At 41.9% G+C, this 18085-nt stretch carries 22 protein-coding genes; 8 read left to right on the top strand and 14 right to left on the bottom strand.

All coding sequences use genetic code 11. The features are described from left to right. Window positions 1-5 precede the first annotated feature (5 nt). The 12 genes from JU57_RS00955 to JU57_RS01010 all read right to left on the bottom strand — a co-directional run bounded on the left by JU57_RS00955 (window position 6) and on the right by JU57_RS01010 (window position 9118). A complete protein-coding gene (locus JU57_RS00955; RefSeq protein WP_037955735.1) occupies window positions 6-683 on the bottom strand; it encodes a F0F1 ATP synthase subunit A in 678 nt (225 codons plus the stop codon). A gap of 61 nt (window positions 684-744) precedes the next feature. Then, window positions 745-951, bottom strand: coding sequence for a 4-oxalocrotonate tautomerase family protein (locus JU57_RS00960; RefSeq protein WP_037955736.1), 207 nt, complete (start codon window positions 949-951; stop codon window positions 745-747). 2 nt (window positions 952-953) lie between these two features. Continuing rightward, a complete protein-coding gene (gene sulP / locus JU57_RS00965) occupies window positions 954-2615 on the bottom strand; it encodes a sulfate permease (RefSeq protein ID WP_037955737.1) in 1662 nt (553 codons plus the stop codon). A gap of 41 nt (window positions 2616-2656) precedes the next feature. Further along, window positions 2657-3412: a TIGR02757 family protein gene (locus JU57_RS00970; protein ID WP_037955738.1), complete on the bottom strand. Its 756-nt coding sequence runs from the start codon at window positions 3410-3412 to the stop codon at window positions 2657-2659. Next, window positions 3402-4214: an ABC transporter permease gene (locus JU57_RS00975; RefSeq protein WP_037955741.1), complete on the bottom strand. Its 813-nt coding sequence runs from the start codon at window positions 4212-4214 to the stop codon at window positions 3402-3404. Before JU57_RS00975 ends, JU57_RS00970 begins: the two co-directional genes overlap by 11 nt. Beyond that, a complete protein-coding gene (gene flgK / locus JU57_RS00980; protein ID WP_037955746.1) occupies window positions 4214-6061 on the bottom strand; it encodes a flagellar hook-associated protein FlgK in 1848 nt (615 codons plus the stop codon). Before flgK ends, JU57_RS00975 begins: the two co-directional genes overlap by 1 nt. A gap of 2 nt (window positions 6062-6063) precedes the next feature. Beyond that, complete coding sequence (locus JU57_RS00985; RefSeq protein WP_037955749.1) at window positions 6064-6492, bottom strand: hypothetical protein; 429 nt, start codon at window positions 6490-6492, stop codon at window positions 6064-6066. Window positions 6493-6518: 26 nt separating this feature from the next. After that, a complete protein-coding gene (locus JU57_RS00990; protein WP_037955751.1) occupies window positions 6519-6719 on the bottom strand; it encodes a flagellar biosynthesis anti-sigma factor FlgM in 201 nt (66 codons plus the stop codon). Between the two features lie 62 nt (window positions 6720-6781). Beyond that, complete coding sequence (locus JU57_RS00995; RefSeq protein ID WP_037955753.1) at window positions 6782-7081, bottom strand: rod-binding protein; 300 nt, start codon at window positions 7079-7081, stop codon at window positions 6782-6784. Next, window positions 7081-8133, bottom strand: coding sequence for a flagellar basal body P-ring protein FlgI (locus JU57_RS01000; RefSeq protein ID WP_037955754.1), 1053 nt, complete (start codon window positions 8131-8133; stop codon window positions 7081-7083). Before JU57_RS01000 ends, JU57_RS00995 begins: the two co-directional genes overlap by 1 nt. Window positions 8134-8190: 57 nt before the next feature. Next, entirely contained in the window at window positions 8191-8766 is a 576-nt protein-coding gene (gene rsmD, locus JU57_RS01005) for a 16S rRNA (guanine(966)-N(2))-methyltransferase RsmD (RefSeq protein ID WP_037955756.1), read from the bottom strand. Beyond that, window positions 8756-9118: a hypothetical protein gene (locus JU57_RS01010; RefSeq protein ID WP_037955759.1), complete on the bottom strand. Its 363-nt coding sequence runs from the start codon at window positions 9116-9118 to the stop codon at window positions 8756-8758. Before JU57_RS01010 ends, rsmD begins: the two co-directional genes overlap by 11 nt. Window positions 9119-9250: 132 nt before the next feature. Here JU57_RS01010 and JU57_RS01015 point away from each other — a divergent pair, with 132 nt between their 5' ends. The 4 genes from JU57_RS01015 to JU57_RS01030 are packed head-to-tail and all read left to right on the top strand — an operon-like array spanning window position 9251 to window position 11965. Next, window positions 9251-9616, top strand: a complete 366-nt coding sequence (locus JU57_RS01015) for a flagellar protein FlaG (RefSeq protein ID WP_037955762.1) — start codon at window positions 9251-9253, stop codon at window positions 9614-9616. 3 nt (window positions 9617-9619) lie between these two features. Continuing rightward, window positions 9620-11326, top strand: a complete 1707-nt coding sequence (fliD, locus tag JU57_RS01020; RefSeq protein ID WP_037955770.1) for a flagellar filament capping protein FliD — start codon at window positions 9620-9622, stop codon at window positions 11324-11326. Between the two features lie 17 nt (window positions 11327-11343). After that, window positions 11344-11721, top strand: coding sequence for a flagellar export chaperone FliS (fliS, locus tag JU57_RS01025; protein ID WP_037955773.1), 378 nt, complete (start codon window positions 11344-11346; stop codon window positions 11719-11721). Beyond that, window positions 11708-11965: a hypothetical protein gene (locus tag JU57_RS01030; protein ID WP_037955776.1), complete on the top strand. Its 258-nt coding sequence runs from the start codon at window positions 11708-11710 to the stop codon at window positions 11963-11965. Before fliS ends, JU57_RS01030 begins: the two co-directional genes overlap by 14 nt. Window positions 11966-11983: 18 nt before the next feature. Here the strand turns inward: JU57_RS01030 and JU57_RS01035 are convergent, their stop codons facing one another. Together JU57_RS01035 and JU57_RS13920 are read right to left on the bottom strand one after the other, a co-directional pair. Continuing rightward, a complete protein-coding gene (locus tag JU57_RS01035; protein ID WP_037955778.1) occupies window positions 11984-13624 on the bottom strand; it encodes a sodium:solute symporter family protein in 1641 nt (546 codons plus the stop codon). Then, window positions 13624-13791 (bottom strand): symporter small accessory protein, encoded by a 168-nt coding sequence (locus tag JU57_RS13920; protein ID WP_294875017.1) that lies wholly within the window; start codon window positions 13789-13791, stop codon window positions 13624-13626. Before JU57_RS13920 ends, JU57_RS01035 begins: the two co-directional genes overlap by 1 nt. A gap of 214 nt (window positions 13792-14005) precedes the next feature. Here JU57_RS13920 and JU57_RS01040 point away from each other — a divergent pair, with 214 nt between their 5' ends. The 4 genes from JU57_RS01040 to JU57_RS01055 are packed head-to-tail and all read left to right on the top strand — an operon-like array spanning window position 14006 to window position 18084. Continuing rightward, entirely contained in the window at window positions 14006-15817 is a 1812-nt protein-coding gene (locus tag JU57_RS01040) for a thiamine pyrophosphate-dependent enzyme (RefSeq protein ID WP_051906438.1), read from the top strand. Window position 15818: 1 nt separating this feature from the next. Beyond that, window positions 15819-16355 (top strand): 2-oxoacid:acceptor oxidoreductase family protein, encoded by a 537-nt coding sequence (locus JU57_RS01045; protein WP_037955782.1) that lies wholly within the window; start codon window positions 15819-15821, stop codon window positions 16353-16355. After that, the gene (locus tag JU57_RS01050; RefSeq protein WP_294875022.1) at window positions 16352-17650 is read left to right on the top strand and encodes a phenylacetate--CoA ligase; all 1299 of its coding nucleotides are present in this window, start codon (window positions 16352-16354) and stop codon (window positions 17648-17650) included. Before JU57_RS01045 ends, JU57_RS01050 begins: the two co-directional genes overlap by 4 nt. Then, the gene (locus JU57_RS01055) at window positions 17650-18084 is read left to right on the top strand and encodes a hypothetical protein (RefSeq protein ID WP_037955784.1); all 435 of its coding nucleotides are present in this window, start codon (window positions 17650-17652) and stop codon (window positions 18082-18084) included. The genes JU57_RS01050 and JU57_RS01055 overlap by 1 nt, the downstream gene beginning before the upstream one ends. Window position 18085 lies beyond the last annotated feature (1 nt).

An 18085-nucleotide genomic window follows, 5' to 3' on the forward strand; every position in this document is an offset into this window, starting at 1 on the left:
ACTTTTTAGTGCTCTTCGCTAATTAAAACAGCACCTGCAAGATATACATAGGTTAAGATCATAAAAATAAATGTCTGCAAAAATGCAGAGAATGTTAAAAGCGCATACGCAGGAAGTGGGGCAACCCAAGGAGCCAGCATCAAGACTACGGCTAAAAACAGATCATCACCTTTGATGTTACCGAAAAGTCGGAAAGACAAAGAGACGATACGAGAAAGATGTGAAACAATCTCGATAGGGAACATGAGTGGAGCCAAAACTTTCAAGGGTCCCATAAAATGCGCAAAGTAATGCACGACACCGTTCACACGGATACCTTCAAAGTTATAGTAAACAAAGACCATAAGTGCTAACGCTAATGTCATGTTGAGGTTGCTTGAAGGAGCTTCAAACCCAGGAATAATACCGATAACGTTTGCAATAAACACCATCAAACCAAGGGTTGCTACCAGTGGTAGATATTTACGCGCTAATTCTTCACCAATGACATCTTTACCCATGGAGACAACACTCTCAAGATACGCTTCCATGACATTTTGAACACCACTTGGTACCAGTTGCATTTTAGACGTTGCAAGTTTTGCCAAAACAAAACTGATAACGCCGACTAAAACAATGTGTGATACAAAGATGAAGTCATGGGAGTGATTAATAAGACCTAAAAATGTAAACATTTCGCCCATTACACATTTCCTTCGTTAATTAATTTTGCGTGATTGTAGCTATAAATCATTTAATAGTAGTTTAAGGCTTCGGTTTTTTACGAAGTTCGCTGACCTGTTGCCCACCTATTCCCCAATTATCCATATCCACTTCGTCAATCGTAACAACCGTTGTGGCTGGATTTTTACCTAAAACACTCACTAAAAGGTTTGTTACGCCCTCAATAAGCTCAGCTTTTTGCTCTTTGGTCGCACCCTCTTTGGTGATTTTGATATTAACATAAGGCATCTTTACTCCTTCATTAAAAGTCGATGAGCACGTGAAAGTGCCATATCGATATTGTCGGTAATGTTTTCTAGCCCTATTTTTTTCTCAAAACCAAGACGTCGCATTTTAAGCTTGATGTGCTCATTGACTCCAGAGAGTACAAGAATCGTTCCGTTACTTTGGCAAAGATCAAAAAACTCCTCTAACGCATGAAGTCCCGTCGCATCGACCATAGGCACATGACGCATACGCAGTATAAAGACTTTGGGAGGGTTACTCACTTCACCCAAGACATTTTTAAGCCGATCAGCAACACCAAAGAAAAACGGTCCATCGATCTCATACACTTCCACATCTTTAGGAACAATTTTCTTGGAAATAGCGTTCGCATCATCCACTTCAAGGGGCTCATCGTCTTCATCCAAAGGCATACCAATCGTATTTTTGGTATCCACAATGCCTGTTACGTCTATCATTCGTTTGATAAACAAAAGACCTGCTAGCATAATACCTGTTTGAACACCGGTGTTAAGATCGATTAAAACGGTTAGGAAAAAAGTCATTAACAACACAACCATATCGTTACGTTCAGACTTAAGGGCAATGGCTTTAAAGTGGTGAAACTCACTCATATTCCATGCCACAACGATCAAGATAGCCGCCAGAGTCGCTAAGGGAATCAGCACAATGAGTTTTGAAAATAAAAACATAAAAATAAGCAACATAAGGGCATGAATAACACCTGCAACAGGACTATAGGCACCGGCTTTAATGTTCGTAGCCGTTCGTGCAATTGCACCTGTGGCGGCAATGCCCCCAAAAAGTACCGAAGCGATATTGGCAACACCTTGTGCCATAAGCTCTTTGTTGGAGTGGTGGCGATCTCCCGTCATACCATCGGCTACAACGCAGGAGAGCAGGGATTCGATGGCGCCTAGGAGGGCAATCGTTATCGCATCAGGAAAAACCGCTCGCACTTTTTCCAATGAAAATGCAGGTATGGAAGGGTATGGTAACGTCGATGGTAAAGTGCCAAATTTAGAACCAATCGTCTCAACAGGAAGTTTAAACAGATAAACTGCTAAGGCTGAGAGAATAATGACAATAATGGGTGCAGGAATATGCGGAAAACGGTGGCGCAATTTAAGTAAAAGACCCATACTCACCACACCAATCGCCATAGCATAATAGTTTACATGTAAAAGCTCTGTCGAGTAAAGTTTCCACTGATCGACAAACTCTGCTGGCATTTTGGCAATAGGAAGCCCAAAAAAATCTTTAATCTGCGAAGAGAAGATAATAAGCGCGATACCGGTTGTAAAACCCACTGTAACAGGATAAGGAATGTACTTGATGATGTTACCAAGCTTAAAAACACCCATTAAAAAGAGCATAATGCCTGCCATAAATGTGGCAATGACTAGACCATCGTATCCGTGTTTTAAAATAACCGCATAGAGTACCACAACAAAAGCCCCTGTAGGACCTCCAATCTGGTACCTACTCCCACCAAAGAGAGAGATAATAAGCCCAGCGACAACCGCTGTAAAAAGCCCTTTTTCAGGACTAACACCACTGGCTATGGCAAATGCCATCGCTAAAGGTAAGGCGATAATCGCAACTGTAGAGCCTGCTACAATATCGGACGATAACTTTGCAACATCATACCCTTCCCTCAAAACCATAAAGCTCCTAGGGAGCCAATACTTCACATTCATTGTGAACCTTAAAGAAGAATTTTCTCTTGTCCTAAGCGATAGAGTGCAAAATCATATTTGACAGGATCACTTGGATCAATCTTTTGGAGTGCGCGACTCAACTCTAAGACAGCCTTAAAATCATACGATTTTCGCTGAATCAAGCCCAGTTTTTTACCCAATGCGAACGTATGTGTATCGAGTGGAACGAGCAGATCTTTGGTATCAACACCCTTCCAAAGACCAAGATCAAGATGATCTTTTCTAACCATCCATCTAAGATACATATGCCATCGTTTATAAGGAGAGTGAGGGTTTGCTGGAGGTATTGTACCCAATAAAAACTGATAGCCACGTGAGCGGTAAGGATTAATATCGTACAACAATGCGATCAGTGCGCGTAAACCATCCATCACATCTGATTTTTTTTGGTACGCAGGGAGAAAAACGGACTCGAATGAGCCAATGTCATGTTTAACACGTCCAAACGTTGTAAAAAGTGCTTGAATATCTTTGGCATTTTGAAAGCGGTAATAGTGATGCGCTAATGCCTGTTCAATCGTGCTTTCATCCGCATCTAAAAGTGAAAAATCCAAGCTCTCTAAAAACTTGATGATGGCTGGAACATTCCCGTACGCAAACAGTGCACAAATGAGTGCGCTAAATTCATCATTATACCGTGAAGCAATCATGAGAGGGTCAGGACGATTTAAACTGATCTCATCGGCATGATTACGTTTAGTTGCCTCTTCGTTTAAACGTTTTGCAATAGTTTCAAACGTCATTTAAGACATCTTTTTCGTTACTTTTTGATTGAAGATAATCAGAGAGATTAATCAAAGAGAACGTGACGAGAAAGATAAGAAGACCAGGGAAAAAACTCAGCCACCATGCAATATCGATCACTTCCTTCCCCTCACTGATAATCACACCCCAACTCATCTGTGGAGGCGTAATCCCAATACCTAAAAAACTCAGCCCACTCTCTGCCAAAATCGCGCCACTCACCCCAAAGGTAAAGCTGATAAAAAAGATAGGTGCTAGCAGAGGAGCGAAGTACTTGAAGATGATTTTGAAGGTATTGACATCGGAGAGTTTAAGAATTTTAATAAAGGGTGCGTTTGAAATGGCAAAGCTCTCACTTCGTATCATTCTCGCCATTCCCATCCATCCAGTAATGGAGATAATCAAAACAAGCACCCATACGGAGGCATTCATATAGCTAATTAATGCTAAAAGGAGAAAAAATGTCGGAAAGGTTAAAAAAAGATCAATCACAACAATCACAAGTTTATCAATACCCCGTTGAAAATAGCCTGCACTAATCCCAATCATAAGCCCGACAATACTCGAAATCAAAGCACTTAAAACACCAATGGTTAACGAAACTTGCCCCCCGATCATCAAACGCCTCAAAAGATCACGCCCTAGTCTATCCGTTCCTAAAAGATGCTCAAAACTTGGAGGCAATAAAATAGTATTCGGATTGATTTCATACGCTGATCCAGCATAAAAAGAGGGCAATGCAAAGCAAAAAAAGAAGATGAGCACCAAAAGAGTGGTGCTCACAAACGGAAATCGTTTCACTAGGATTTCATGCCTAAAAGGGTATCTAACATCTCATCAATGGTTGTGATAATTTTAGCCGCAGCCGTATAAGAGGCTTGATACATAATCAAGTTCGCAAGCTCCTCATCTTCATTCACACCGCTCGTCGATTGAAATTCGGTATACGCCGTATTATAAAGTGTTGAGTTGGTTGAAAGACTCGAATCTGCAGCATTTGCTTCTGAAGCAATATGCGTTGTCAAGCTAGTGTAATATCCATCCAGTGTTCCACTGGTGACAAGCCCATTATTGTAAAAGCTGAGTGAATCGTATTGCAGTTGCACCATGGCATTCGCAACCGTATTATCTCCTGAGGTGGGGGCTGCAAATCCTGCCATCGAAGAAGGATCTTTTTGATATTGCGTTGCGACGCTAATGTCAGAGGCATCCGTTCCCGTTAAAAACTGACTAATACCAATAGCACCTGGAAAATTCGTTCCATTATCTTCTATGGCAATAGTGTATCCGCTGTTATTGGTCGTAGGAGAGAGTGAAAAGGTTCCATCTTCCATATAAATAGCTGTAAAGTAATCATCTACGTCGTTTAATGAGTTATTATCGCTATTGTCATCGGTACTGGAGTTAATTTGAGAGACAATACTATCAGAGAAGGTATTGTCGGTCATGGTTGTTGTACTTCCAATCGTAATCGTTTTACGACCCACTTCAAGACCGCTACTATCATAAACAATGACATCAAAGGTGCCCGATTCAATATTTTCATAGGCATTTTTTAAAGAGGTATTCCCTGAAATATCTAAAATCGGTGATTGCATACTTGATTGTGCACTTTGCGCATAAATGTTGTTCGTTGCGGTAATCAGTGTTTGCGCAAAGGTATCTAATTCATCGATATAATCTTGGATCGTTCCATCGGTAGGATACCCATTCTCACCATTGAGAGCACGACCACGAAGATCGAGCATAGCGCCGACTTTACCCCCTGAAATTTTTCCTGTCAAATCATACTGTTTGCCATCTTGTGTTTCGTAGTAAACAGAGTAATAACCACTTGTATTCGAGCTATTACTTGCCACAAGGGGGTGGTACGTCGATCCATCAATAATCGTATACCCAGCAATATTCAAGCTATACTCTGTGCTACTTGATTCAGAAGAGCTGAGGTCTGCTGAAACTGAGGAGGTGTAACTGCTCGTACTGCCTTTAGAAACCGAAATATCCACTAGATTTGCTAAAGTCAGTTCAAGCTCATCACGCGCATCCCTTAAATCATTGGCATAATTACCCGCTTCTGATTCTATCGCATTGATTTGTTTATTAATATCGGCAATTTGTGAGGCAATACTGTTAATTTCATCAATAGATGTTTTAAGCTGTGAATTCACAGAATCTTGAAGATCCCGTAAGGATTCACGCGTGGATTGAATATCACTTGTCATCGTTAAAGCCGATTGAACCAAAGCGATTTTTTGAGAACCTTCTGTTGCATTGGAAGCCAAATCACTCCAAGCAGCAAAATACTCTTCAAGATCAACCGCAATGCCTGACTCGTCCAAGTCAGGAAAATACGTTGAAACTTCTTCTAATGTTTGTGTTGTGTAGGTATCATACGAAACAGCCGTGGCTGCTTTTTTTAATTGTGCATATGTAAATTCATCGTGCACACGTGTCACAGAAGTCACCGTAACGCCAGTCCCAACGCTAACACCACCCGAACTTACCGCAGAACTTGCTGCTAAATTAACGCGTTGTCTGGTGTACGAAGTATTATCTTGATTAGCAATATTTTGACTGGTAGTGGCAACAGCAACTTGAGAGGCATTGAGAGCCGATGTTCCTGTGTTGAGTGTGCTAAAAAGTCCCATAATTATGCCTCAATTTTGAGTAACGAAGCTGGCTTGTGATTGGCTATTTTATAACCATCCATCTCTCTTGGAAAGATATTATCGAGTAAGACATTGTAAAATTGACTAATGGTAACCACATATTTTGCATACTGCTTATTGCAAACTTTAAGTGCTGTGAGCTTTGATTTCATTTGAGTGAGGAGCTCTTTTTGAGTCGCGTCCAATAACTCTTCAAGTGATTTTTTACCACTCTCTTTCAGCATTTTGGAAAGTTCATTGTCCAAAAGAGACTTTTTGGTCTCAAAGGAGTGAATCAAATCTTCTTTAATTTTAGATCGTTCAGCTACATCTCCATGCTGTGCAGCTTTGATAGCAACAATATCTTTTTCAGTCTGCTCTATAAGGCTATCAATATCTTTAATCGCATTGTGCAAATAGTGTGTTAACATCGTTTGATCCTTTTACATGTAAGGATTTAGAGCAACTCTTCCGCGACAGCTTGAGCCGTTTTTGCTAGATCGAAGGTGTACGTTCCATTTTCGATTCCAGCTTTAAGCGCGGAGACTTTGTCTACCCCTTCACTTTTTTCTGTTTTTAAGACGCCTTTGGAGGCATCTTCTTTCAGACTGTTTTGTTGTACATACACCACATTGGACGATTGAACGGTTGAAATCATTTTAGAACCTTTACAGTTAAATTAGTATCGCTTGCAACTATATCGTCTAAAATGATAAAACTTTAACGTTCCTCTTTTAAATAGTTAAATAACATTTCACTTAAACCCAAATTACCACTCAAAGCATTACTCATTGTGTCGTTATACATCGATTTATAAATTTTATCACCCGCATCTTTCTCATAAAGTCCACCCTCTTCATCACTGCTAAGCGCAATATCCAAGATCTGTTTTAAGAAAAATGCTTCAAACTTGTCGGTTTGCTCTTTCAGCAACGCATCATTTTGCTCTGTACTGCCTACGGGAGTGGGCGTTGGATTATAATTCGCATTTAAAAGAGCTATGCTGCTATCAGTTTGCATTAGATGATCTCCAACGGAGCCGTAATGGCGCCTGCACGCTTGATATTTTCTAAAATAGAGATAATATCTTTAGGCCTAGCTCCTAATTTATTGAGGGCACGTGCAATGTTTGCAACCGTCATACTCTCTTGTTTGATTTTAATGCGATTTTCCGCTCCAGCGATCTTAACATTACCACCAATATCAATATTTCGCTCATCGGCTAACACATCTTCGGCTTCAATCTTGATCGTAATATCCCCATGGGTCACCACAACAGGATCAACCCTGACATTGACACCTGAAACAATCGTTCCCGTACGCTCATCGATCACAATTTTTTCTTCTTTTTCGTACCGCACATCGACATCCAATGTTTTCGCTAAAAACTCAACGGTGGAGTGACCTTCAGGCTTCATCAAACGAACGGTTCGTGAATCCGTTGCTACGGCAATTTTTTTACCAAATTTTTTATTGAGTTCATTTTGCACGGAAACGGCAGTATTAAAATTGGCTTCTTTTAAGGAAAGATCCACAAATTCTTGTTCATGGAGATTGTTTTCAATTTCACGCTCCACCAAAGCACCATTAAAGATGTTCGCAGAAGCGGGGTGATTGAGTTGTCCTTTCTCTTTACCGTTCATACCACCAATGGTGAGTGAGCCTTGTGCTAAAGAGTAGATTTTTCCATCCACACCTTTGAGCGGTGTCAAAAGCAGATTGCCACCTTGCAAAGACTTTGCATCACCAATGGACGAGACCGAGACATTGATTGTATCACCTTGTCTAGCAAAGGCTGGAAGTTTTGCGGTCACCACCACAGCGGCGATATTTTTAGACTTAATATCCGCAGGATCAATTTTAACGTTGACCGTTTGCAAAAGATTGGAGAGTGATCGTAGTGTAAATTCGGACGATGAACCATCTCCCGTGCCGTTAAGTCCCACGACAAGACCATAACCGATAAGTTGGTTTTCCCTCACTCCAATGACATTGGCAATATCACCAAGCCTTTGAGCATAGAGTGTGCTGAGTGCTGAGATCAGTACGAAAGAGAGTGTAACAAGCTTCATCAATTCCCTTTAAATTTAGCGTTCTTGCCAATTTAAAGCAATTAATGTTCCACGTTCTTACATGTAAAAGGAGAGTGAACTGTTTCCAAATTTTTTACGCTTTGCTAACGTATACGAACCAATCGCTTCTGGAAGGACAAGGGTGCTCATATGTTCAATGACAATTAAATGTGCCTTTTCAGCGGGAATCGAAGCAATTAAGCGTATCACTTTTTCATACACATCTTCCATCCCTTCACGAATGGAAAAAGGCGGATCGAAATAGAAATACGCTTTACATGTAAGCTTTCCTAGCAGTGTAGGAAAAAGGATAAAACTGTCACCTTCAAGAGGCGTTGTGTGTGCTTCATCGATTGCTTTACAGTTACGTTTGAGTGTTTGAAACGCGGCTCTATCTTTTTCTATAAAATAGGCGTGTTTAGCACCACGACTCAGTGCTTCAAGCCCCATTGAACCACTACCACCAAATACTTCGACAAAGAGTTCATCGATGATGTCGTATTGGAGGCTATCAAAAAGAGACCCTTTTAAGATGGCTTTGGTACTTCGAGTGCTCTCTAAAGAGGGAAGAAAAATCTTTTTTCCCTTGTATTTGCCTACACTAATGGTTGAAGAAAGGGGCTTAGTTGCCATAATAGGCTCGAATCGTCTGGATCAGTTCTGCTCTAAATTTTTCAGTCAAGGCAGTGATTTTTTCTTCAAGAAGAAGGGTGTGCCTAGAAGCAGATACCCCTTCATCCATCGTATCTTGACGTAAAAGAAGGTGTTGAAAAAATTTATCCAGTTCCAAAAGCAGTGAAGATTTAGAAAAGGGAATCATCAAATTACCCTCATGAGAAGAGATATAGAAAATAGGTTTATCGAGTTCAATTTTTTTATCGCTTATGACAAAATCACACTGTTTATAAGGCACAACCCTATCGCCTAAAAAACTCTTGAGTGCTCGACTTAACAGCAACGATTGACACACTAACGCTATTTTCATCTTATTCCTCTGCTTGTAATCATGAAATAGTAACACACTCAATCTTAATCCTCTTTTGTCTTCTTTCACACGGTGTTAAAGAGAAAAATAGATCTGTCGATCTTGTTGTTATAAAAGTTATGGAGGGCAATTATGGACATTTTTAGCACGACCAGTAAGCAAGCCGAAACTGCAACTACTCCTAAAGTCGCAACGACGCCACAAGTCAATGAGATTAAACAAAGCAGTGATGCTAATTTGAAAAACCAACAAAATCAACGAAACCAAGATGAAACCACTGCCATCCTCGAACAAACGGTTAATGAACTGAATGACCAAATGGATCTTTTAGAGACCAATATTGCTTTTGGTTTTAACAAAGAGTTGAGTAGAATGTATGTCAGTGTTATTGAGAAAAGCAGTGGCGATACCATTCGTCAAATTCCCACAGAAGAGGCGATGGCACTTTCTGTAAAGATGAAAGAAATTGTCGGAATGATTTTCGACAAAAAAGGATAACCTATGGCAACCTCTAGTTTAAGCTCACTCGGACTTGGTAGTGATAGCGTTTTAAGTTATGATGTTATTGATAGCTTGCGTGCAGTGGATGAAGAAGCACTGCTTGATCCAATTGATACAGATTTAGCAACCAATTCAACACAACAGACAGACTTAGAAACACTCACAACACTAGCATCAGCACTTTCAACATCAGCAAGTGCCTTGGCAGATGATACCTATTACCTACAACGCACAACCACTGTTTCCAATGATGCGGTGAGCGTTACGGTTGATGGTGGTACCAATGTTCAAGAGTTCACGTTACATGTAGATCAACTCGCACAGCAAGATATTTACCAAAGTACTGGATTTAGTTCCGAAACCAGTGCGGTTACCACAGCATCTGATACATTAACAATTGAAGTGAATGGCACTTCATACGCTTTGGCTGTCTCTTCCTCCACAACACTCAGTGATCTTGCAAGCATGATTAATGATAAGTTTGATGGCAGCATTACCGCATCTCTTTTAAACACAGGTGGAACCACACCGTATAAACTCGTTTTAAAATCAGACAACACCGGGGCAGATTATGATATTACTCTAACATCCGCTAATTATGAGAGCGATCCCACGTCAACCAATATTCTTACGAGCTTAGGCTGGGATGATACAGACAACCACGTGCAAACAGCACAAGATGCAAAGTTTACCTACAATGGTATTAGCATTACCCGCTCTTCAAATACGATTGATGACTTAGTAACAGGTGCGACGATTACACTGAACGAAGTCCAAAGTAGTGGTGTAACAACTAAAGTATCCATCGAACAAGATTGGAGTGATGTTAAAACACAAATTGAATCTTTTGTCTCTGCGTTTAACAGCTTAGTGGAAAACTTAGATACGGCCACCAGTTATAATTCAGAGGAAGAGACAGCAGGTGTTTTTCAAGGCGTGAGTCAACTTACAGGCTTTTTCTCTAGCTTAAAAAGGCAGATACAAAGTATTGATAGCCTAGGACGTAGCCTTGTGGATTATGGTCTTTCCTTTGAAGATGGGGAACTTACCTTTGATGAAGATACTTTCAATACAATGGTAGAAGATGATGCTACCGATGTACAAGACTTTTTTATGGGATCAAAAACTTACGAAACAACAACAGCCTATTCAGGAACTAGCGTTGCATCTGGCGCTTTAGATATTACCTATAAAGGGTTGTATATTAATGAGACCAGTATTCGTTTTACAACCGATGCAGGCTCCACCTCAGAAGAAAATGCCTTGGCACTTCAAAATGCCATTAATAAAGCAGGTGTTGAGGGGGTTACCGCAACGGTTGGAGATGATGGAAACATCATTTTAAAAAGTACGACAGGCGAAGATATTGCCATTACCGGCGATGCAACCGCTTTAGCAACGCTTGGTTTAAAAGCGACAACTGTAAACGGACAGAGCACCACGAACAATGGATTTTTTACCGATTTTAGTGATCTGTTAACAACGTATACAAAAAGCAGTACTGGTACTTTGGCAATCTACTCTACGTATCTTGACACCAAAGCAGATTCCTTAACCGAACAAAGAGAAAAAAGTGTAACGATGTTAGATAAACGATATGAAATTATGGCATCAAAATTTGCGGCATACGATAGTATTATAAGCTCAATGACAACAGCGTTTAATACACTCTCTATGATGATTGATTCAGCAAGTAGTAGCGATTAATTTTAAAGGATTTTTACATGTATACCAATCTAGCCTATGCAACCTATTCACAAAATAATGCCTCTATTGAATCTCCTGAGAAGTTAATTAAGATGCTTTATGAAGGTATTTTACGTTTTGCATCGCAGGCAAAAAAAGCCATTGAAAAAAGAGATATTGAAAAAAGAACCTATTGGATCAATCGCACATCTGCTATTTTTGCGGAACTCATTCATTCCCTCAATTACGATGGCGGGCAAGTTGCCTATTATCTTCGTGGGCTTTACACGTATCAACTCAAACTTCTCTCAGAGGCCAATCTTAAAAATGATGCTACAAAATTAGACGAGGTCATCAATGTTGCGCTTGGACTTTTAGAGGCGTGGAAAGAGGAGACAGAAAATGAGCTGGAGTGACGCTTTTACCATTGCAATCATTGAAAAAAATCCTATCAAACTGGGTAAACTCATCGCTGAAATGCCAAAAATAAGCGATATTCAAGAAGCAAAACATGCACAAGCCCTTATTCAAGAAGCATTACATATCATGAAAAACGAACAGGCTCAACTGCATGATTCTATGGAAAAACTCAAAAAAACAAGAGCCTTTATTACCTCTGCTGCTATTATTGCATCTCATAAAAAAGAGTACTTGGGATAATTTTATCCCCACGTACTCTTAATTCTCAAAACACTTCTTAAGCAATGTTGAACTCTCTGGCTTCGTTAGCAAAGAGACAACCACCGCGGTTAAAGCAGAAAGTGGCAATGCCACGATCATCGCATCGACAAAAATAATTTTTCCACTTAAAAGTGAGTTCACACCAAAAAGCATTTTACACAGACCCAACTCTTTTGCCTCTTGAAAGTGAACAAATAAGAGCCAAAAAGTGGTAATGACCGTACCCACAACCATTGATGCAATCGCTCCTTTTTGTGTCATGCGCTTCCAAAAAAGCCCACCAAAATAGACCGGTAAAAAGATGCTCGCACACAGAGCAAAAAAGATAGCTGTACTTCGAGCAATGATCGCTGGCTGTTTATCAAACAGATACGCCAAGGAGACCGAGATCACGATCATGATAACAATGCCTGTACGGGTAATCAGCAGTGAATTTGACGTGTGTTTTCCAACAATCTGCTCAAACACATCGCGACCAATTGCCGTTCCCATCGCATGAAATTGACTTGAAAGTGTACTCATCGCCGCTGAAATCAATGCAAACAAGAAGATAAAAGCAAACCATTTTGGCATCGCAGCGTTAATGAAATGTGGAATCACTTTTCCCACGCCACCTGCACTTTGGAGTGCATTTTTCCCTTCATTAAACTCATAATACCACACATTGGTCAGTGAACCTACGATAAACACAATTCCCGTCATCGCAATGATAAAAACACCCCCAATCAAAACAGCGCGATTGAGCTCATTTTTACTTTTAACCGTCATAAAGCGAACGACCAACTGAGGTTGTGCTAAAACACCAATACCAACGCCCATCGTAATCGTTGTAATCACAAAAAGCCATCCCTCAGAGAGAAAAATAGGCATCTTGTTCCAGCCTTGAAAACCCCAATTCATAGAGAGTTTCATCATAAAATCAGGACTTCCTGCTTTGAGATCTTTAAGGTTAGCACTTCCAAGCGATGCAACCGTTTTGTTCCACACCATTTCCAGTTTTGAAAATCCTGCATCAATGCCACCCACAGCATCAAAAACCATGACCAACAGAATCATCATCGCCACAAACATGATGACCCCTTGCAGGGCATCGGTCAGCATCACCCCTTTTAATCCACCGGCTAAGACATAGCCTGTAATGATGATTGAAAAGACTAAAAGCGCCATATGATAATCCACTTTAAAATACGCCACAATGAACTCTGTCCCACCAATCAAAACCGCTGAAGCATACAATGGCATAAAAAATGCGATCAAAATACCCCCAAATACTTGAATAAACTTAGAATTAAAACGTCGTCCTAGTAATTCAGGAAAGGTGTGTGCATTAAGGCGAATGCCCATTTTACGCGTAGGATTGCCCAAAAAGACAAAGGCGATGAATACACCCACAAAAATGTTACAAAACGTAAGCCATAACAGTGAATTTCCAAGCCACGCTGCCACACCGCCAAACCCAACAATCGCGGCTGTAGAGATAAAGGTAGCTCCGTAGCTGAGTGCCATCACAAACGGATGCGTGTTGCCTCCTGCGATTAAGTAATCGGCAGAGCTTTTTGTCTGTTTATAGCCCACAAACCCAAGATACCCCAATACCGCAAGGTAAATAATGATGATGATATTTTCAAGCATATTCATTATAAATCCTTATTGATTCGCGCTTCATCTTTGTCCCAAGATTTCGTGTTTAAGACCTTCTCCTCTTTGTCTTTGTTCCAGTTGATGACACCGTAAACCACGCATAAAAGTGTACTCGCATTCATTAGCCAAAATGCCGATCCTACACCTAGATCAAATGTTTCCATGCCTATATCTCCTTTTAAATGTTTCCCAAAGTAATATAAATTGCTTTAACGAAACGTTAGTTTTATTCTTAATCCGTTCTAAAAAAATAATTTAGTTTCAAATTTGCTCACTTTACATGTAAGGATTTTGCCAAACTATCTTAGATAAGTAATTTATAATCTTAGTTTCAATACCCTTTAAAATTACAATGCAGAAGCGATGGAGCACAACGATATGAAACAGATTTTGATGGGGAATGAAGCGATTGCCTTGGGGCTGATTCATTCGGGTGTGGATATGCTCTCAGGCTATCCAGGGACACCTTCGAGTGAGATTTTGGGGAATTTTCAAAAATTTCGTGATAAATTTAAACTGAACGCCTATGCACAGTGGGCGACCAATGAAAAAGTAGGTTTTGAAGTCGCCTATGCAGGCGCCATTTCGGGCAAACGAACGTGTGCGACAATGAAACAAGTCGGACTCAATGTAGCGAGTGACCCTTTAATGAGCGCTTCGTACATCGGACTTAAGGGTGCAATGTTGCTCATCTCCTGTGATGATCCGGGCTTTTACTCCTCTCAAACCGAGCAAGACAGCCGCAGTTTCGCCAAGTTCGCGCGTATTCCCGTGCTTGATCCTTCAACGCCGCAAGAGGCGTACGACATGGTCAAACTAGGCATTGAACTCTCGCATCAATTTGAGTCGATCGTTATGCTTCGCCCCGTCATGCGCGTTAGCCATGCCAGAGAGATTTGCGAGGTCGATGATGCTTTACATGTAAAGGCAAATCAAGGCAATTTTGAGCGCAACATTCCACGTTGGGGCGCTGTGCCACCTGCGGGAAGATTTCGCCAAGGGTTGGAGCAGATTGAGCGTTTGGAAGCGATCAAGCTGTGGAACTGGGAACATCTAATAGAACCTAAAACGCATGCACTGAAAGGTTCACGCGTACTCTGCCTCACGAGTGGAACGGGAGATGGTTATGTGAAAGAAGCCATCGAAGAGCTTAGCATAGAAGCCGATATTTTAAAACTTGATATGCCCTACCCACTTCCCAAAGAAAACCTTGAAGCGCTATTTACCAACTACGATAAAGTGATCGTCTTTGAAGAGAGTTTTCCCTGTATCGAAGAGCAGTTAAGCTCACCAAAACTCTACGGCAAACTGACCAAACACGTTCATCTCATCGATGAATTTTCAAAAGACAAAGTCCTCTCCACCTTCGCAAAAGCAGGTGTCATTGAGCCAAGCCATGCGTACCAAAGTGAAAAATACGATAAAGAACTCCCCAAACGCCCACCCAATATGTGTCCAGGTTGTCCGCACCGCGATGTGCATTATGCCATCACTAAAACCTTTAAAAAGAAAAAGTCCATCTACACATCCGACATCGGCTGTTACACGCTAGGACTCAATCAAGCGGCAATTGACACCATTTTGTGTATGGGGGCAAGCATCTCGATGGCGAGTGGTTTTAGCATCTCTGATCCCGATAAAACGGTCGTAGCGACGATTGGGGATAGTACCTTTATGCACTCAGGTGTCGCACCGCTCATTAACGCCGTCTATCAAAACCATAAGTTTGTTCTCATCATTTTAGACAACTCCACCACCGCGATGACGGGTCGTCAAACCACGCCTGAGCGAACCAATCCGAACCAAATCGACATCAAACGCATCATTGAAGGCTGTGGTGTCACGTGTCACGAATACGTTTACGAGCAAGACTTGAACAAAACCGTTGACTTTATGAAATCGCTCCAAGAGGCGTATAAAACTGCCACGGCACCTGTGGTTGCCGTTGTGCGCGAATTTTGTGTGCTCGATAAAGAGAACGCCTCAGGTCGTCTTGGCAATGTCGTCGTTGAAGTCAATGAGGACAAATGCGTTGCCTGTGATTCGTGTATCACCAACTACAAATGTCCACCGATGCACTACAACGATGCAGGCAAGATGGAAATCGATCCGTTCTTATGCGCAGGATGCGGTTCGTGCCTTGATGTGGTCTGTCCGACCGATGCGTTTGTGAAAAGAGAGGAGAACTAAGATGAAATATCAAATCGTTATTGCAGGTATCGGCGGACAAGGTGCGGTCTTTTTGGTCAAAGTGCTTAGCATCGCCTCAGCCCTTGCCAAACAAAAATGTTTAGGAACTGAAAACCACGGCATGAGCCAACGTGGCGGTTCGGTTTCGTGTTACGTTAAAATCGGCGATTTTTACGCCCCTGCGATTGATGAAGGGCAAGCCGATCTTCTCATCGCACTTGAGGGCAATGAAGCCCTTCGCAACATCCAATATTTGAGCAAAGACAAAGGTGTCATCGTGATGAATGCACCTAAAAATTTTCCCAAAGTCAGCTTTGAAACCCACAGCATCGACGCGTTTAAAAAAGCGAAATCCAAAGAGTTTCCCATTGATGCGCTCAACGTCTATATGTTAGGTGTTACGCTCGCTTTAGATGCACGTTTCCCGTTTACATGTAAAGAGATCGAAGAGGCGATAACCGCGATGAATGCAAAAGTGGCAGAGAAAAATATCGCGGTGCTTCATCAAGGCATGAACGACGCAAAGGCACAAAAATGATCTGGTCAAAAGAGGAGACATTACCACGTCATAAACTGAGCGAACTTCAAACCACAAGGCTTCAAGACACCGTTGCGCGCGTCTATGCGCATGTGCCTTTTTACCAAAAAAAGTTTGCGGAACTGGGCATCACACCCTCTGACATCAACTCCATTGATGACATCGCAAAATTGCCGTTTACCAAAAAACAAGATCTGCGTGACAACTACCCTTTTGGGCTTTTTGCCGTGAAAAAAGATGCGGTCGTGCGCATTCACAGCAGTAGTGGAACGACAGGAAAACCCACCGTTGTCGGCTACACCAAAGCCGATTTGGATACATGGAACGAAGTGATGGCGCGCGTCTTTACAATGGCAGGTGTCACGAGCGAAGACACCTCGCACAATGCTTACGGCTATGGGCTTTTCACGGGCGGTCTTGGGCTTCATTATGGGGCTGAAACCGTCGGTGCGACCGTTGTACCAAGCTCAGGTGGTTTTACTTCACGCCAACTGATGCTCATGAAAGACTTTGAAGCAACCGTTTTAACCTCTACACCTTCTTTTGCCCTGCATATGGCGGAAGCCGCAGTGGCTGAGGGCTATGACATAAAAAAAGATTTCAAACTCAAATGCGGCATCTTTGGAGCCGAACCGACCAGTTTGGGGCTCAAAGAAGAGGTCGCACGCGTTTGGGGCATTCACTACTGTGAGATTTACGGGCTCTCAGAGATCATAGGACCTGGCGTGTCGTCTAACTGTTTTGAAAGCAATGATCTGCACGTCTTTGAAGATCATTTCTATCCTGAAATTATCGACCCTAAAACCTTGGAAGTCCTGCCGTACGGCGAAAAAGGCGAACTGGTCATCACGAGTTTGACCAAACAAGCCTTTCCAATCATTCGCTACCGAACGGGCGACATTACCTCGCTGGATAGAACCCCATGCAAGTGTGGTAGAACACATGTGCGCATGAAAAGCGTGATGGGACGTGTCGATGATATGCTGATCGTCAATGGCGTCAATGTCTTTCCATCGCAAGTCGAACACGTGCTTTCCAACATCGAGGGCATTACGCTCAACTACCAAATCATCGCCGATAAAAAAGGCTACCTCGATAAACTCGAAATCATGGTCGAAGTCACCGAAGCGATGCCACTGGATAGCATCGGAGCCCTCGAAGCCTTGAAAAAGAAAATCCAACACGAACTGCTCAACAACCTCTACATTAACGCCGAGATCAAACTTGTAGAGCCTCGTACCATAGAACGCAGTGTCGGCAAAGCCGTCCGCGTCATCGACAAAAGGAGTCTGTAATGAAATGCAACATTAAACAACTAACGATTTTTTTGGAAAATAAGGCGGGCGAGCTCTCGGTACTGACCAGCGTGCTTTCCAAAAATGGCATCTCAATCAAGTCGATTTTACTCGCGGATTCGACCGATTTTGGTTTGGTTCGCACCATCGTGGACAATCCCGAAAAAGCCAAAGCCGTACTTGAAGATGAAGGCTTTAGTGTGCGTTTTACCGACGTTTTTGGCGTGAAGATCGAAGATGTTGTGGGAAGTTTCGACAAAGCCGTGAGCGCGCTTTCACGTGCGGGCATCAACATTCTCTACACCTACAGCTTTTACGAAGCGAGTACGGGCATTTTTATTTTCAGTGTCGATAAAGACCGTTTTGATGACGCCATTGCCGCACTTCAAGCTCAAAATATCGAGATCGTTCAAGCCAAACACTTTTACATGTAAA

The organism is Sulfurospirillum sp. SCADC (assembly GCF_000743525.1).
GTDB lineage: Bacteria > Campylobacterota > Campylobacteria > Campylobacterales > Sulfurospirillaceae > Sulfurospirillum.

Coding starts and splice junctions, on each gene's coding strand:
- JU57_RS00955 (WP_037955735.1), bottom strand. CDS start 683: ATGGGCGAAATGTTTACATTTTTAGGTCTTATTAATCACTCCCATGAC.
- JU57_RS00960 (WP_037955736.1), bottom strand. CDS start 951: ATGCCTTATGTTAATATCAAAATCACCAAAGAGGGTGCGACCAAAGAG.
- sulP (WP_037955737.1), bottom strand. CDS start 2,615: ATGGTTTTGAGGGAAGGGTATGATGTTGCAAAGTTATCGTCCGATATT.
- JU57_RS00970 (WP_037955738.1), bottom strand. CDS start 3,412: ATGACGTTTGAAACTATTGCAAAACGTTTAAACGAAGAGGCAACTAAA.
- flgK (WP_037955746.1), bottom strand. CDS start 6,061: ATGGGACTTTTTAGCACACTCAACACAGGAACATCGGCTCTCAATGCC.
- JU57_RS00985 (WP_037955749.1), bottom strand. CDS start 6,492: ATGTTAACACACTATTTGCACAATGCGATTAAAGATATTGATAGCCTT.
- JU57_RS00990 (WP_037955751.1), bottom strand. CDS start 6,719: ATGATTTCAACCGTTCAATCGTCCAATGTGGTGTATGTACAACAAAAC.
- JU57_RS00995 (WP_037955753.1), bottom strand. CDS start 7,081: ATGCAAACTGATAGCAGCATAGCTCTTTTAAATGCGAATTATAATCCA.
- JU57_RS01000 (WP_037955754.1), bottom strand. CDS start 8,133: ATGAAGCTTGTTACACTCTCTTTCGTACTGATCTCAGCACTCAGCACA.
- rsmD (WP_037955756.1), bottom strand. CDS start 8,766: ATGGCAACTAAGCCCCTTTCTTCAACCATTAGTGTAGGCAAATACAAG.
- JU57_RS01010 (WP_037955759.1), bottom strand. CDS start 9,118: ATGAAAATAGCGTTAGTGTGTCAATCGTTGCTGTTAAGTCGAGCACTC.
- JU57_RS01015 (WP_037955762.1), top strand. CDS start 9,251: ATGGACATTTTTAGCACGACCAGTAAGCAAGCCGAAACTGCAACTACT.
- fliD (WP_037955770.1), top strand. CDS start 9,620: ATGGCAACCTCTAGTTTAAGCTCACTCGGACTTGGTAGTGATAGCGTT.
- fliS (WP_037955773.1), top strand. CDS start 11,344: ATGTATACCAATCTAGCCTATGCAACCTATTCACAAAATAATGCCTCT.
- JU57_RS01030 (WP_037955776.1), top strand. CDS start 11,708: ATGAGCTGGAGTGACGCTTTTACCATTGCAATCATTGAAAAAAATCCT.
- JU57_RS01035 (WP_037955778.1), bottom strand. CDS start 13,624: ATGAATATGCTTGAAAATATCATCATCATTATTTACCTTGCGGTATTG.
- JU57_RS13920 (WP_294875017.1), bottom strand. CDS start 13,791: ATGGAAACATTTGATCTAGGTGTAGGATCGGCATTTTGGCTAATGAAT.
- JU57_RS01040 (WP_051906438.1), top strand. CDS start 14,006: ATGAAACAGATTTTGATGGGGAATGAAGCGATTGCCTTGGGGCTGATT.
- JU57_RS01045 (WP_037955782.1), top strand. CDS start 15,819: ATGAAATATCAAATCGTTATTGCAGGTATCGGCGGACAAGGTGCGGTC.
- JU57_RS01050 (WP_294875022.1), top strand. CDS start 16,352: ATGATCTGGTCAAAAGAGGAGACATTACCACGTCATAAACTGAGCGAA.
- JU57_RS01055 (WP_037955784.1), top strand. CDS start 17,650: ATGAAATGCAACATTAAACAACTAACGATTTTTTTGGAAAATAAGGCG.